This is a genomic window from Kitasatospora sp. NPDC034023, assembly GCF_055575795.1.
This window is the reverse complement of the sequence record NZ_JBVIRY010000002.1, coordinates 263,389-276,040: the sequence shown is the minus strand read 5'-3', so window position 1 is coordinate 276,040 and position 12,652 is coordinate 263,389. Positions and strand designations below refer to the sequence as shown.

The window sequence follows — 12,652 nt, the reverse complement described above, 5'->3', positions numbered from 1 at the left end:
CCGCCCTGCCTTAGGCACCGCCCGCGCGTGGGCGACCCAGCGACCCGGCGACCCAACGGCCCAACGGCCCAACGACCAGCGCCCTTGCCCCGATGGGCCACCCGCCGACGGCGGATGGCCCATTCGGCCGTCCACCGGGCGGCCGCCGTACCACCCGCACCGCAGAGTTGTGTCCACAAGGCGGCAGTCATGTCCGTTGACCAGATGGAGAGTTGATGACCACCACGCTGAGAAGACTGTTGGTTTCCACCCTGCTGATACCGCTGCTCGCGTTCGGCGGGCTGGCGTCCCCTGCGCTGGCCGCCGACGCCCAGGGCGCCCGGACGGCCGGGTCGGCCCACGGCCGGAGCCCCGCCGACGACCCGAACGCCGACATCAAGGACCGGCTGGCTGCGATCCCCGGGGTGACCATCACCGAGGAGAAGCCGACCGACGCGGACCACCGCTACTTCCTCGCCACCTACACCCAGCCGATCGACCAGTTCCGCCCCTGGCTGGGCACCTTCCAGCAGCGCTTCAGCCTGCTGCACCGCGGCTACGACCGCCCGACCGTCTTCTACACCAACGGCTACACCCTGGGCACCACCCCGTCCCGCACCGAGCCGACTCGGCTGGTGGACGGCAACCAGGTCTCCATCGAGTACCGCTTCTTCACCCCCTCGCGCCCCGACCCGGCGGACTGGTCCAAGGCCGGCATCCGCCAGGGGGCCGCCGACTCGCACCGGCTGGTGACCGCGCTCAAGCGGATCTACCAGCAGGAGTGGCTGTCCACCGGCGCCAGCAAGGGCGGCATGTCCTCCACCTTCTACCGCCGCTTCTACCCGGACGACGTGGCCGGCACGATCGCCTACGTCGCGCCGAACAACACCGACGTCAACGACTACGCGGCCTACAGCGAGTTCTTCCGCACCGTCGGCACCCCCGAGTGCCGGGACCGGCTGAACGCCGCCCAGCGCGAGCTGCTGGTGCGCCGCGACCGCCTGGAGACCCGCTACGTCGCTGACAACAAGGCGGCCGGCTCCACCTTCAACACCCTCGGCACCCCGGACCGCGCGTACGAGGCGGGCGTGCTGGACGTGGTCTGGGCGTTCTGGCAGTACAGCCTGGAGGCGGACTGCGCCAAGGTCCCGGTGGCCGCCACCGCGACCGACGACGAGCTGTACGCCTGGTTCGACGCGCAGTCGGGCATCACCGGCAACAGCGACCAGTCGCTGGCGAAGTACACCGCGTACTACTACCAGGCCGCCACCGAGCTGGGCGCACCGTTCTTCGACGTCTCGCGCCTGAAGGACCTGCTGCACTACGACTACAAGGAGCTCTACTCGGCCCGCACCTACGTGCCGAAGGAGATCCCGACCGTCTTCAACCGGAACGCGATGCCCGACATCGACCGCTGGGTGAAGCGCGAGGGCGAGCGGATCATGTACGTCTACGGCGGCAACGACCCGTGGGGCGCCAAGCCGTTCCACCTCGGCCGGGGCAGTGAGGACAGCTACGTCTACACCGTGCCCGGCGGCAACCACGGCTCCAACATCGGCAAGCTGCCCGCCGAGCAGTCGGCGGAGGCCACCGCCAAGGTGCTGGAGTGGGCCGGCCTGGGCGACCAGGACGCCGCCCGCTCCCTGGCCAAGTCGCCGCAGCTGATCCCGGCCTTCGGCCCGCTGGACGTCGAGGGCCAGCGGCAGGAGCAGGAGCGCCGCCCGCTGTAGCGCGTCGGCGATCACCACGAACTGAGGAGGCTGCCCCGCTGCCCGGGGTGGCCTCCTCGCGTCGTCCGGGGAGACCCGACCCTGGGAGCCCCCACCCCGGCAGCCCGGACCCCGGAAGCCCGGCCCCCGGCCCCTGGCAACCCGGACCCCGGCGGCCCGGCCCCTCCCCGAAGCGCTGAATCAGTGCTTCAATGCTTCCGTGGCCTACCGACGCACGCCCGCCGTACAAGCCCGTCTGGACGCCCAGCGCGAGGCGGTGCTGCAGTCGGCCGTCCTCCTGCTCGCCGAACGCGGTTACGGCGGCTGCACGATGGCCGCCGTGGCGGACCGCGCCGGGATCGCCACCGGCAGCCTCTACCAGCACTTCGCCAACAAGGCCGAGCTGTCGGTGCAGCTGTTCCGCCGGGTGGTCACCCGCGAGATCGACGCGGTCAACGCGGCCGCCGCCCAGTGGGACACCCCGCAGCGGCGGATCGCCGCCGTCGTCGAGACCTTCGCCACCCGCGCCCTGCGCGCGCGCCGGCTGGCGTACGCGTTGCTGGTCGAACCCGCCGACGCGGTGGTGGACGGTGAGCGCCTGGTGTTCCGGCGGGCGTTCCGCGATGTGATCGCCACCGAGATCGCCGCCGCCGTGGCGAGCGGCGAACTGCCCGAGCAGGATCCGGTGCTGACCGCCGCGGCCCTGGTCGGCGCGGTCGGCGAGGCGCTGGCCGGCCCGCTCGCCGGCGAATCCGCCGAGCCTGCGGGGCCCACCGGGCCCACGCCCACCGGGCCCACGCCCGCCGAGCCCACCGATCCCGCCGAGCCTGCCGGGCCCACCGATCCCGCCGGCCCTGCCCGGCCCACCGGGCCCGCCACGCCCACCGATCCCCGGAGGGCCGCCGCCGAGGTGGTCCCCGCCCTGGTCTCCTTCACCCTGCGTGCCCTGGGAGGACGCGATGACAGCGACGCATGAGGTCACCAACCAGGTGCCCCTGCCGTACGGACACGACACCGCCGCCGACCCCGCGCTGCTCGCCGCCCTGCGGCGGGCCGGCGCGGGCTGGGCCGAGCCCGAGCTGCGCGAGCTGGGCCGGCTGGCCGGCTCCGAGCAGGCCGCCGAGTGGGGCCGGCTGGCCAACGAGAACCCGCCGGTGCTGCGCACCCACGACCGCTTCGGTCACCGGATCGACGAGGTCGAGTTCCACCCGTACTGGCACGAACTGATGCGCACCGCCGTCTCGTACGGCCTGCACGCCGCGCCCTGGCGGGACGAGCGCCCCGGCGCCCACGCCGCCCGCGCCGCCAAGTTCTTCGTCTGGAGTCAGGTCGAGGCCGGCCACACCTGCCCGATCTCGATGACCTACGCCGCCGTCCCGGCGCTGCGTGCGACCCCCGCCCTGGCCGAGGAGTGGGAGCCCCTGCTGGCCGCGAAGGAGTACGACTTCGGGCTGCGCGAGCCGCGCACCAAGCGCGGGCTGATCGCCGGCATGTCGATGACCGAGAAGCAGGGCGGCTCGGACGTCCGCACCAACACCACCACCGCGGTCCCGCAGCCGGACGGCACCTACCGGATCACCGGCCACAAGTGGTTCACCTCGGCGCCGATGTCCGACCTGTTCCTGACGCTCGCCCAGGCCCCGGGCGGGCTCAGCTGCTTCGCGCTGCCGCGCGTCCTGCCGGACGGCAGCCGCAACCGCCTGCACCTGATGCGGCTCAAGGACAAGCTCGGCAACAAGTCCAACGCCTCCGCCGAGCTGGAGTACGACGGCGCGGCCGGCTGGCTGGTCGGCGAGGAGGGCCGCGGGGTGCCGACCATCATCGAGATGGTCAACATGACCCGCCTGGACTGCACCATCGGCGCCGCCTCCGGCATGCGCTACGGCGCCACCCGTGCCGTCCACCACGCCCTGCACCGGCGGGCGTTCGGCAAGGCGCTGGTCGACCAGCCGCTGATGCGCAACGTGCTGGCCGACCTGGTGGTGGAGTCCGAGGCGGCCACCACGGTCGCGATGCGGCTCGCCCAGTCCACCGACCTCGCCCTGGCCGGGGACGAAACCGAGTCGCTGGTACGGCGGTTGGGCCTGGCGGTGGCCAAGTACTGGGTGTGCAAGCGCGGTCCGGCGCACGCCGCCGAGGCGCTGGAGTGCCTGGGCGGCAACGGCTACGTGGAGGAGTCCGGGATGCCCCGGCTCTACCGCGAGGCGCCGCTGGTGTCGATCTGGGAGGGCTCCGGCAACGTCGCCGCCCTGGACGCGCTGCGCGCCATGGCCAAGCGCCCGGAGAGCGTGGAGGCCTTCCTCGGCGAACTCGACGCCGCCGCGGGCGCGGACCGCCGGCTGGACGCGGCCGTCGCCGCGCTGCGCAAGGAACTCACCGACCTGACCGACCTGGAGTACCGCACCCGCCGGCTGGTGGAGTCGATGGCGCTGGCCTTCCAGGGCTCGCTGCTGGTCCGGTACGGCGACCCGGCGGTGGCCGACGCGTTCTGCGCCGGCCGGTTGGGCGGCGACCACGGCGCGGCCTTCGGCACGCTGCCGGCGGGGGTCGACACCGAGGCGATCATCGACCGCGCCCGCCCGGTGCCCGCGTGAGCGGCCGGGAAGTGAGCGCCCGAGAGGCGGGCTGCCAGGGGGTGGCGGAGGTCCGCGCGTTCTGGCAGGCCCTCGGGCTGCCCGGCCTGATCGACGTGCACACCCACTTCATGCCGAAGAACGTCCTCGACAAGGTGTGGGCGTACTTCGACGCGGCGGGGCCGCTCATCAACCGCCCCTGGCCGATCACCTACCGCGAGGCCGAGGACGAACGCGTCCGGCGGCTAAGGGAGTTCGGCGTACGGGCGTTCACGTCCATGCTGTACCCGCACAAGCCCGGGATGGCCGCCTGGCTGAACGCCTGGTCCGCCGACTTCGCCGCCCGCACCCCGGACTGCCTGCACACCGCGACCTTCTTCGCCGAACCCGAGGCGCCCGGCTACGTGGCCCGGGCGCTCGAGGACGGCGCCCGGGTGTTCAAGGCACACCTGCAGGTCGGCGGCTACGACCCGACGGACCGTTCGCTGGACGAGGTCTGGGGACTGCTCGCCGAGACCGGCACCCCGGTGGTCAGTCACTGCGGATCCGGGCCGGTGGCGGGCAAGTTCACCGGTCCCGGCCCGATCGGCGCGGTGCTGGACCGGCACCCCGGGCTGGTCCTGGTGGTCGCCCACCTCGGCATGTCCGACTACCGCGAATTCCTCGACCTGGCCGAGCGCCACCCGGCCGTCCGGCTGGACACCACCATGGCGTTCACCGACTTCGTCGAGGCCGACGACCCGTTCCCGCGCGACGAACTGCCGCGCCTGCGCGGGCTGCAGGACCGGATCCTGCTCGGCAGCGACTTCCCCAACATCCCGTACCGGTACGTCCACCAGCTGGACGCGCTGGCCGGGTTGGGGCTGGGGGAGGAGTGGCTGCGGGCGGTCTGCCACGACAACGCGGCCGCCCTGTTCAAGCTCAGCTGACCTCAAGCTCAGCTGACCTCAAGCTCAGCTGACGACCTCAAGCTCAGCTGACCGCCCCCAGCACCCCCAGCGCGTCCGCGTGCAGCCCGGGCGCGGCGGCGAGGAAGCTGTCGGCGTCGGCCGTCCAGGCCGCCCCGGCGGCGTCCGTCACCGCCGCGCCCGCCTCGCTCGCGATCAGCGCGCCGGGCAGCAGGTTGCCCGCGTCCAGGCCGTACTCCCAGAACAGCGCCAGGTGCCCGGAGCCGACCTGCGCCACCTGCAGTGCGGTCGGGCCGAGGTTGCGCACCGCCAGCACCGCGCCGGCCATCGCGGACAGCGACTCGCCCGCCCGGCGCAGTGCCACCGGGTCCCCGGCCACCCGCGGCGGCTGGCTGGTGGCGGCGACGGTGGCCGCCAGCTCGCGCTCCAGCGGGGTGATGGCGCGACCGTCCAGCTCGGCTCCGCCGCCCAGCACCGCACGGTAGGTCCGTCCGCCGTTCAGCTCCGGGGCGTGCACCACGGCGAGCACGGCGGCGCCGTCCCGGACCAGCGTGGCGGTGACCGCCCAGTGCGGCTGGCCGAGCAGGTACTGCACCGCGCCGTCGGTCGCGTCGCAGAGCCACCACTCGCCCTCGGCGGGCACCGAGTCGTCCGACTCCTCCGGCACCCAGCCGGCCTGCGGGCGCAGCGCGGTCAGCCGCTGCTGCAGCTCGGCGGCGGCCGGCCCGTCCAGTTCGGCGAAGCGGGCCCCGGCCTCCTCGAGCGTCCGCGCCGTGACGGGTTCGGTGGACCGGCGGGCCGCCAGCTTCGCGCCGACCTCGCGCACCGCGGCCTCCACACCCTGCGCCAGCGTCCACAGCTCGTTCATCACGGTCTTCCTCACCTGCTCACGGCCGGTTCGCTCCGGCCTCCCGAGACAAGTAGTACCGTCGGGGCTGCCGAACGGGACTCTCAAGCCGCCGAGAATGACGGGAATCGGACACCATGGACCTCTCCGCTGCCGATCCGGACGCCGTACTGGACGCGCTCGACCGCCGCCTGATCTGCGCCCTCCAGGTGGACGGACGGGCCGAGCCCGGCCGGATCGCCGAGGTGCTGGGCGTCTCCGCCCGTACGGTCACCCGCCGCCTGGCCCGGATGCGGCAGGCCGGGGTGCTGCGGGTGGTCCGGATGCCCGACGTCGAGGACGCAGCCGTGGGTGCGCTGCTGTTGCGGGTCCGGGTGCTCAGCGGCCGGGTGAACACCATCGCGCAGGCGCTGGCCGACCGCTCCGACGTCCCCTTCGTCGACGTGATGCTCGGCGGCCACGAGATCGGCGCCGTCATGATGACCGACGCCGGCGCCCGCGACCGGCTGCTGTACGGGCAGTTGCCCGCGACCGGCGCCGTCACCGAGACCACCACCCACGCCGTGCTGCACGCCTTCGCCGACGCCGGGCAGTGGTGGGCCGGCCACCTGACCGAGGCGGAGGCCGCCGCGCTCGCCCGTCCCGCCGTCCCGCGCCCCGCCGCACCCCCACCGCTGGACGGCCTCGACCGTGCGCTGCTGGATCGGTTGGGCGAGGACGCCCGGCAGTCCCACGCCGTCCTGGCCGCGGCCGTCGGCGCCCCCGAGTCGACCGTGCGCCGCCGACTGCACCGGCTGGACGAGCTCGGACTGCTGCGCACCCACGCCACCGTCGACCCGCGGCTGCTCGGCATGGCCGTCGACGCCAACCTCTGGCTGGACGTGCCGCCCGGCCGGCTCGCCGAGGTCGGTGCGGCCCTGGCCCGCCACCCGCAGGTGCACGGCGTGTTCGCCACCAGCGGCCCGACCAACCTGCTGGCGACGCTGTTCTGCGCGGACCACGGCGAGCTGTACCGCTTCCTCACCGACACCCTCGGCCCGCTCGGGGCCGCCCGCGTCGAGACCACGATCACCGCCCGCGCGGTGAAGCGGGCGGGGGTCCTGCTCCGGCAGCCGCCCCGGAGGCCGTAGCGACCGTACCCGCCCCGGAGTCGGTAGCGACCGTACGGCCCCGGCGCCCGGAGTGGCCGTTACCTGCGGGGTAATCGACGCCCGCCGTCGGGCCGGGCAGGGTGGGGGCAACCCGGTGAGGCCGTCAAGGCCCCGGGATCCCACCCCCGACAGGAGGCGATCCGTCATGTCCGCCCACGCGAACACCCTCACCCCCGCCCGGCCGGGTTCCGCGTTCTCGCCGTGGACGGTGCGCGGCGTCCTCGCCCTGGACGCCCTGGTCACCGGCGGCAACGGCCTGGCCTACCTGGCCTTCCCGGGCCCGCTCGGTGAGCTGCTCGGCCTCGGCCGCGCCACCCTGTTCGGCCTCGGGGCCCTCCTCGCCGTCTACGCGGTCGCGGTCGGCGCGCTGGCGGCCCGTCGGCAGCCGCCGCCGCTGGGCGTGCGGACGGTGATCGACCTCAACCTGGCCTGGGTGGTGCTCAGCCTGGTGGCGATGGAGGCGTGGCTGGAGCCGACCACCGCCGGCTTCGTCTGGATCCCGGTGCAGGCCGCGGCGGTCGGCCTGTTCGCCGTCCTGCAGTTCACCGCCCTGCGCCGGAGCGGGCGCAGCGGCGGGAACGACGGCAAGGGCGGGAACGACGGCAAGGGCGGGAACAGCCGCAACGGTGGGAGCGCCCGCTACAGCTGACGCTCCGGCCCCACCGCGGACTGCAGGAACCGCACCGTCGCCGCGTCGGCCGGGAGGAAGGTCTCCATGGCCAGCTCGGAGACGGTCACGTCCAGCGGGGTGTTGAAGGTCGCGACGGTGGAGAGGAAGGACAGTACCCGCCCGTCGTGGCGGATCCGGACCGGTAGCGCGAACGGGAAGCCGTCCCCGGCCGCGTCCTGCGCCGGGTCGTCGGCCGGCTCGGGGTAGCCGCGGACCTCCTCGTACAGCCGCCGCAGCGGTTCGGCGCGGACCAGCTCCAGCTGGCGCTCCATCCGCTCCAGCAGGTGGTGGCGCCACTGCCGCAGGTTGACGATGCGCGGCGCCAGCCCGTCCGGGTGCAGGGTGACCCGGATCGCGTTGAGCGGCGGCTCCAGCAGGTGCGGGGCGACCCCGTCCAGGAGCAGTCCGAGCGAGCGGTTGGCCGCCAGTACCCGGAAGCTCCCGTCGACGACGACCGCCGGGTACGGGTCGTGGGCGGCCAGCAGCCGCTCCACGCCGCCGCGCAGCGCGTCCATCGAGGGGTCGTCCAGCGGTGTCTCGGGGTAGTGCGGGGCGTAGCCGGCCGCGAGCAGCAGGGTGTTGCGCTCACGCACCGGGACGTCCAACTGCTCGGCCAGCCTCAGCAGGAGCTCCCGGCTCGGGCGGGAGCGGCCGTTCTCCACGAAGCTGAGGTGCCGGGCCGAGGAGTCCGCCCGCAGCGCCAGTTGCAGTTGGCTGAGCTGTCGTCGTTCCCGCCAGCCGCGCAGCAGCGGGCCGACGCCGGTTCCCGTCGGGCTGCCCATGCCCGCCATGATCGTCATGGCCCAGGACGGTACTCGAACAAGCCCGGTCGGCGGGAGGGGGCGAGGGGCGAGGGGGGACGGACGGACCGGACGGGGCCGGGTGAGGCCGGGTGGGCAGGGCGGGGCAGGGGGACGGCGGGGATCCGGGGGATCCGGGGGATCCGGAGGGATCAGACGCCGGTGCTGGAGCCCGGCCGGATGACCATGAGGACCACGACCACGGCCCACAGCAGGTTGAACACCCCGGCCGTCATCGGCAGCAGGCGCAGGCCGTTGACGGCCTTGGCGCGCTGCTCGTCCGCCGGGTCGAGGCCGAGCGCCTCCACGGCGGCCTGCTGGCCGGGCAGCACGAACAGCAGCAGCGAGAGCGCGGCGATCGCGGTCAGCACCATCGAGACGATCACCCAGGACTGGCCCATCACGTCCATCACCTGGGCCAGGCCGATGCCCAGCACCGGCACCGCGACCCCCAGCAGCGCGTAGACCTGGGTGATCCGGTGCAGGACGCGCAGCACGCCGCCCGCGTCGGAGGCCTGGTCCGGCCCGCCGGCCAGCGCGGCCTTCGCCCGGCGCGGGAACATGCTGACGGCGACCGCGACCGGGCCTATGAACAGGACCGACACGAGGACGTGCAGGCTCAGCAGGAACTTGGCCATGGCGGGGCACCCTTTGGATCCGGTGGGCAGCTGGGAAGCGGGCGCGCGCGGTCGGCGCGCCCACGAGCAGGCACGCTAACACCGCTTATCCACGGGCCCGCCGCTCGGGTCGGCGGTGGCGAGAGCCCGGGCCCGCGGTTCAGCCCGCGGCCGTCAGCTCCACGATCCGCGGTGCGGCGGTGCTGACCGCCGCGACGGCGGCGCCGTGCTCCGGGTCGGTCCAGTCGATCAGGTGCAGGTCCTCGTACCGGCTGCGCACCGGCGCCCCCGGCGGTACGGCCAACGGCAGGGCGGAGAGGTCGATCCGGCCGAGGGTGTCCAGGGTGGCCCGCCCGATCTTGATCAGCGACTCCTTGCGCACCCACAGCCGCAGGAACGCCCGGTCCGGCTCCGGGTCCGCCTCGACCAGGGCGAGCTCCGCCGGGGCCAGTACCCGGCGGGCGACCGCCCGCAGCGAGCCGCCGCGGCCGGACAGTTCGACGTCCACGCCGATCGGCCGGTAGCCGGCGCCCGCCGCGACCACGCCCCGGGTGTGCGACAGGCTCACGTGCACCCCGGGGTGGTCCGGCAGGTACGGCTTGCCGTGGTCGGCGAGCCCGCAGTCCGGGCACTGCTGGGCGAGCACCAGGCCCGCCGCCGGGACACCGAGCAGCCGCGCGGCGCAGAGCCGGACCAGCAGGTGCCCGGCGGTGAAGTCGACCCGCCCCGACTCGTGCCGGAAACGCGCGGCGCGTTCCCGTTCGAGAGCGGTCAGCAGGTGCTCGCCCGCCTCGGGGTGCCGCAGCACGGCGTCGGCGGACGCGACGGCGACGAGCGGCGCGCTCTGGTCCTGGGCCTCGGTGGTCATGACTCCAACCTAGAGCTTCGCGGGCAGGGGAGCGCACCCGGGAGATCGCTGGGCCGTTCGTAAGAATTCCGGATCGGACCTGAGGGTCCATAGGGTGCGAATAGTCCGATATAGGGTTGGATATCCCGGATTTGTGGGACCGCCAGCAGATCACACGGACCATGGCAGGTCATCCGAACCTGCCCTTTTCTCTGCGCGGAGGAACAGTCGATGGGGCAGGCCACCGGTTCGCCGGATCACCGAACGACCGCCGTGAGAACACCCGCCACCCGCAGCCGCCGGGCCGTCCGCGTCGCGGTGGCGACAGCCGTCGCCGCGCTGCCGCCGGCCGCCGTGCTGACGGTCGGTTCGGCCGCTCCGCTGGCCCCGCCGCTGGGCGCCTGCACCGGACCCGACTGCCCCGGCACCTGGCCGCCGTCGAACAACGGCGACTTCACCGGACGGGACGCCACCATCAACGTCTTCACCGGCGGCAACTACATTGTGAACGGCCGCGCCGCCGAGGCCGAGGGCAAGATCGTCACGCTGGGAAACCTGGCCGTCGACAAGAACGGCGGCGGCGTCTACAACATGGGCGTCGTCGGCGTCGGTTCACGCGTCGTCCCGCCCAACGGCAGCGACTTCGTCACCACCGGCGGGAACGCCGACGTCAGGACCGGCAACACCGTCCTCATCGGTGGCAGCGACTCCCACGGCCAGGCGTTCGGCAACCTGCGCCACGCCGGCAGCGTGACCGGCACCGTCAACATCGATCCCACCGGCCAGTCGATCCAGGACTCCAACGCCGCCGCGCCGTACCGGACCGTGCTCACCCGGATCGAAGAGGTCTCCGACTGCGTGGGGCGGGCCACCGCGACCGGCACCGTCGACATCTCCTCCAGCACGGCGACCTTCACCGGCGACGGGACCAGCGCGAAGCAGGTCTTCAACGTCACCCGGAACCTCGCCTCGCCGGCCGGGCGGCAGATCGGCCTGGTCTTCAACCGCATCCCGGCCGGCGCCACCGTCGTGGTGAACATGCTCGGCGACAGCCCGATCATCAACACCTACACGGGCACCGGCCTGGCAGGGGACCAGACCACCGAGCTGCGCTCGAAGCTGATGTACAACTTCCCCACCGCGACCACGGCCCAGATCCTCGGTGGCGCCCAGTTCCAGGGCTCGGTCCTGGCCGGCAACCCGGGCGGCACCACCATCATCGCCCAGCCGGGCATGAACGGTCGGGTGTACCTGGCGGGCAACCTGATCCACACGGGGACCGGCGGCTACGAGATCCACAGCTACCCGTTCGACGGGGACCTGCCGGAGTGCACGGTGACGCCGAGCCCGTCGCCGACCTCGCCGTCTCCGTCACCGACCTCGCCGTCGCCGACGTCCCCGTCCCCGACGCCTCCCTCGCCGACGTCTCCGAGCCCGACCTCGCCGATGCCCACCTCCCCGAGCCCGAGTCACCACTCGCCGTCGGCCAGCGCTTCGACATCGAGCGCGCACCCGGCCCCGACCAGCCACCATCCGACCGGCCACCACCCGACCGGTCACCCGACCAGCCACCACCCCGGTGGGGGCGGTGAGCTGCCCTCCACCGGTGCGGGCAACGCCCCGGTGGTCTTCGGCCTGGCGGGCGTCGGCCTGCTCGGCCTCGGCGGTCTGGCCGTGATGGCCGCCCGCCGCCGTGGCCGCCACGGCTGACGGCCCGTACGGGACGGCTGAACGGCTGAGCACCTGAAGAGCAGAACGGCTGACCGGCCGAAGAGCAGAACGGCTGAACACCTGAAGAGCTGACCATCGGCCCAGGTCGCCCGCGTCGATCCGACCGGGCGGCCTGCGCCGTCCCGGGCTCCGGCGCGGAGCAGCCGGGGGCGGGCCGACGGGAGGCCGAAGGCGGGGTCTACCGCTGCGCCGGGTAGTCCGCGAGCCCCGAGGCGAGCAGGTCGAATGCCTGCTCCGCCGCCGCCCGGACTCGCGTCCGGACGGCGGCGGCCGGTTCGCCGGCCACCATGGCCCGCCGGATCTCGCCGAGCACCGCGCGGTGGGCCCCCGCGATGGCTCCGGCCACCACGTGGGGGAGCGGGTCGTCCTCGGCGGCTCCCGACTGCTCGGCCAGGACGGCTGCCAGTGCCGCCTCGGCCTGCTCGCCGAGTTCCAGCAGCCGGGCCCGGAGTGCCGGGCTGTCCGCGACGATCCGCCAGAACGCCGCCATCCCAGGGTTCAGTCCGACCGTCGGTTCCCCGTCCTCGAGGGCGGCCAGCAGGTCGGCCCGGACGGCGGCCACGGCGGAGCTGCCGGCCGGGCGGCGCCGGACCACCTCGGCCAAGTGGGCGACCACGGCGTCCTGCCGGTCGAAGAACAGGTCTTCCTTGGTCGGGAAGTAGTTGAAGACCGTGTTGGGCGAGACCCCGGCGGCCCGGGCCACCTCGACCACCGTGACCTGGTCGAACCCGCGCTCGGCGAACAGGCCCATGGCGGTGTCGGCGAGGAGCTCCCGGGTCTGTTGCTTCTTGAGTTCGCGAAGTCCCATGGCGGGATCCTA

The 12,652-nt window shown here is 73.8% G+C and carries 12 protein-coding genes; 7 read left to right on the top strand and 5 right to left on the bottom strand.

All coding sequences use genetic code 11. The features are described from left to right. The first annotated feature begins 215 nt into the window (after positions 1-215). The 4 genes from ACZ52R_RS04130 to ACZ52R_RS04115 all read left to right on the top strand — a co-directional run bounded on the left by ACZ52R_RS04130 (position 216) and on the right by ACZ52R_RS04115 (position 5,190). Positions 216-1,709: a S28 family serine protease gene (locus tag ACZ52R_RS04130; RefSeq protein ID WP_465623705.1), complete on the top strand. Its 1,494-nt coding sequence runs from the start codon at positions 216-218 to the stop codon at positions 1,707-1,709. A gap of 199 nt (positions 1,710-1,908) precedes the next feature. Next, entirely contained in the window at positions 1,909-2,664 is a 756-nt protein-coding gene (locus ACZ52R_RS04125) for a TetR/AcrR family transcriptional regulator (RefSeq protein ID WP_465662774.1), read from the top strand. Continuing rightward, positions 2,648-4,282, top strand: coding sequence for an acyl-CoA dehydrogenase family protein (locus ACZ52R_RS04120; RefSeq protein ID WP_360492871.1), 1,635 nt, complete (start codon positions 2,648-2,650; stop codon positions 4,280-4,282). The genes ACZ52R_RS04125 and ACZ52R_RS04120 overlap by 17 nt, the downstream gene beginning before the upstream one ends. Positions 4,283-4,293: 11 nt before the next feature. Beyond that, positions 4,294-5,190: an amidohydrolase family protein gene (locus ACZ52R_RS04115; protein ID WP_465662778.1), complete on the top strand. Its 897-nt coding sequence runs from the start codon at positions 4,294-4,296 to the stop codon at positions 5,188-5,190. A 43-nt stretch (positions 5,191-5,233) separates the two neighbouring features. On the opposite strand, the gene ACZ52R_RS04110 is transcribed toward ACZ52R_RS04115, so the two are convergent. Next, the gene (locus ACZ52R_RS04110; RefSeq protein ID WP_465623699.1) at positions 5,234-6,037 is read right to left on the bottom strand and encodes an inositol monophosphatase family protein; all 804 of its coding nucleotides are present in this window, start codon (positions 6,035-6,037) and stop codon (positions 5,234-5,236) included. Between the two features lie 116 nt (positions 6,038-6,153). On the opposite strand from ACZ52R_RS04110, the gene ACZ52R_RS04105 reads away from it, so the two are divergent. Together ACZ52R_RS04105 and ACZ52R_RS04100 are read left to right on the top strand one after the other, a co-directional pair. Further along, positions 6,154-7,146 (top strand): Lrp/AsnC family transcriptional regulator, encoded by a 993-nt coding sequence (locus tag ACZ52R_RS04105; protein WP_465752681.1) that lies wholly within the window; start codon positions 6,154-6,156, stop codon positions 7,144-7,146. Between the two features lie 166 nt (positions 7,147-7,312). Further along, positions 7,313-7,816 carry a hypothetical protein gene (locus ACZ52R_RS04100; protein WP_465662782.1) on the top strand — a complete coding sequence of 168 codons (504 nt, stop codon included), beginning with the start codon at positions 7,313-7,315 and terminating at the stop codon, positions 7,814-7,816. On the opposite strand, the gene ACZ52R_RS04095 is transcribed toward ACZ52R_RS04100, so the two are convergent. The 3 genes from ACZ52R_RS04095 to ACZ52R_RS04085 all read right to left on the bottom strand — a co-directional run bounded on the left by ACZ52R_RS04095 (position 7,807) and on the right by ACZ52R_RS04085 (position 10,122). Beyond that, a complete protein-coding gene (locus ACZ52R_RS04095; RefSeq protein ID WP_465662784.1) occupies positions 7,807-8,637 on the bottom strand; it encodes a helix-turn-helix domain-containing protein in 831 nt (276 codons plus the stop codon). The two genes, ACZ52R_RS04100 and ACZ52R_RS04095, sit on opposite strands and share 10 nt — an antisense overlap. A 152-nt stretch (positions 8,638-8,789) precedes the next feature. Then, complete coding sequence (locus ACZ52R_RS04090; RefSeq protein ID WP_465662786.1) at positions 8,790-9,275, bottom strand: hypothetical protein; 486 nt, start codon at positions 9,273-9,275, stop codon at positions 8,790-8,792. A 139-nt stretch (positions 9,276-9,414) separates the two neighbouring features. Next, complete coding sequence (locus ACZ52R_RS04085) at positions 9,415-10,122, bottom strand: 4'-phosphopantetheinyl transferase family protein (protein WP_360492854.1); 708 nt, start codon at positions 10,120-10,122, stop codon at positions 9,415-9,417. 252 nt (positions 10,123-10,374) lie between these two features. On the opposite strand from ACZ52R_RS04085, the gene ACZ52R_RS04080 reads away from it, so the two are divergent. Continuing rightward, positions 10,375-11,811 (top strand): choice-of-anchor A family protein, encoded by a 1,437-nt coding sequence (locus tag ACZ52R_RS04080; protein WP_465623693.1) that lies wholly within the window; start codon positions 10,375-10,377, stop codon positions 11,809-11,811. 199 nt (positions 11,812-12,010) lie between these two features. Here the strand turns inward: ACZ52R_RS04080 and ACZ52R_RS04075 are convergent, their stop codons facing one another. Then, positions 12,011-12,640, bottom strand: a complete 630-nt coding sequence (locus tag ACZ52R_RS04075) for a TetR family transcriptional regulator (RefSeq protein ID WP_465623692.1) — start codon at positions 12,638-12,640, stop codon at positions 12,011-12,013. Between the last annotated feature and the right edge of the window lie 12 nt (positions 12,641-12,652).

Bases quoted from the DNA above. Each gene is read 5' to 3' on its own strand.
- ACZ52R_RS04130 (WP_465623705.1), top strand. From the start codon at position 216: ATGACCACCACGCTGAGAAGACTGTTGGTTTCCACCCTGCTGATACCG.
- ACZ52R_RS04105 (WP_465752681.1), top strand. From the start codon at position 6,154: ATGGACCTCTCCGCTGCCGATCCGGACGCCGTACTGGACGCGCTCGAC.
- ACZ52R_RS04085 (WP_360492854.1), bottom strand. From the start codon at position 10,122: ATGACCACCGAGGCCCAGGACCAGAGCGCGCCGCTCGTCGCCGTCGCG.
- ACZ52R_RS04095 (WP_465662784.1), bottom strand. From the start codon at position 8,637: ATGACGATCATGGCGGGCATGGGCAGCCCGACGGGAACCGGCGTCGGC.
- ACZ52R_RS04100 (WP_465662782.1), top strand. From the start codon at position 7,313: ATGTCCGCCCACGCGAACACCCTCACCCCCGCCCGGCCGGGTTCCGCG.
- ACZ52R_RS04075 (WP_465623692.1), bottom strand. From the start codon at position 12,640: ATGGGACTTCGCGAACTCAAGAAGCAACAGACCCGGGAGCTCCTCGCC.
- ACZ52R_RS04110 (WP_465623699.1), bottom strand. From the start codon at position 6,037: ATGAACGAGCTGTGGACGCTGGCGCAGGGTGTGGAGGCCGCGGTGCGC.
- ACZ52R_RS04120 (WP_360492871.1), top strand. From the start codon at position 2,648: ATGACAGCGACGCATGAGGTCACCAACCAGGTGCCCCTGCCGTACGGA.
- ACZ52R_RS04090 (WP_465662786.1), bottom strand. From the start codon at position 9,275: ATGGCCAAGTTCCTGCTGAGCCTGCACGTCCTCGTGTCGGTCCTGTTC.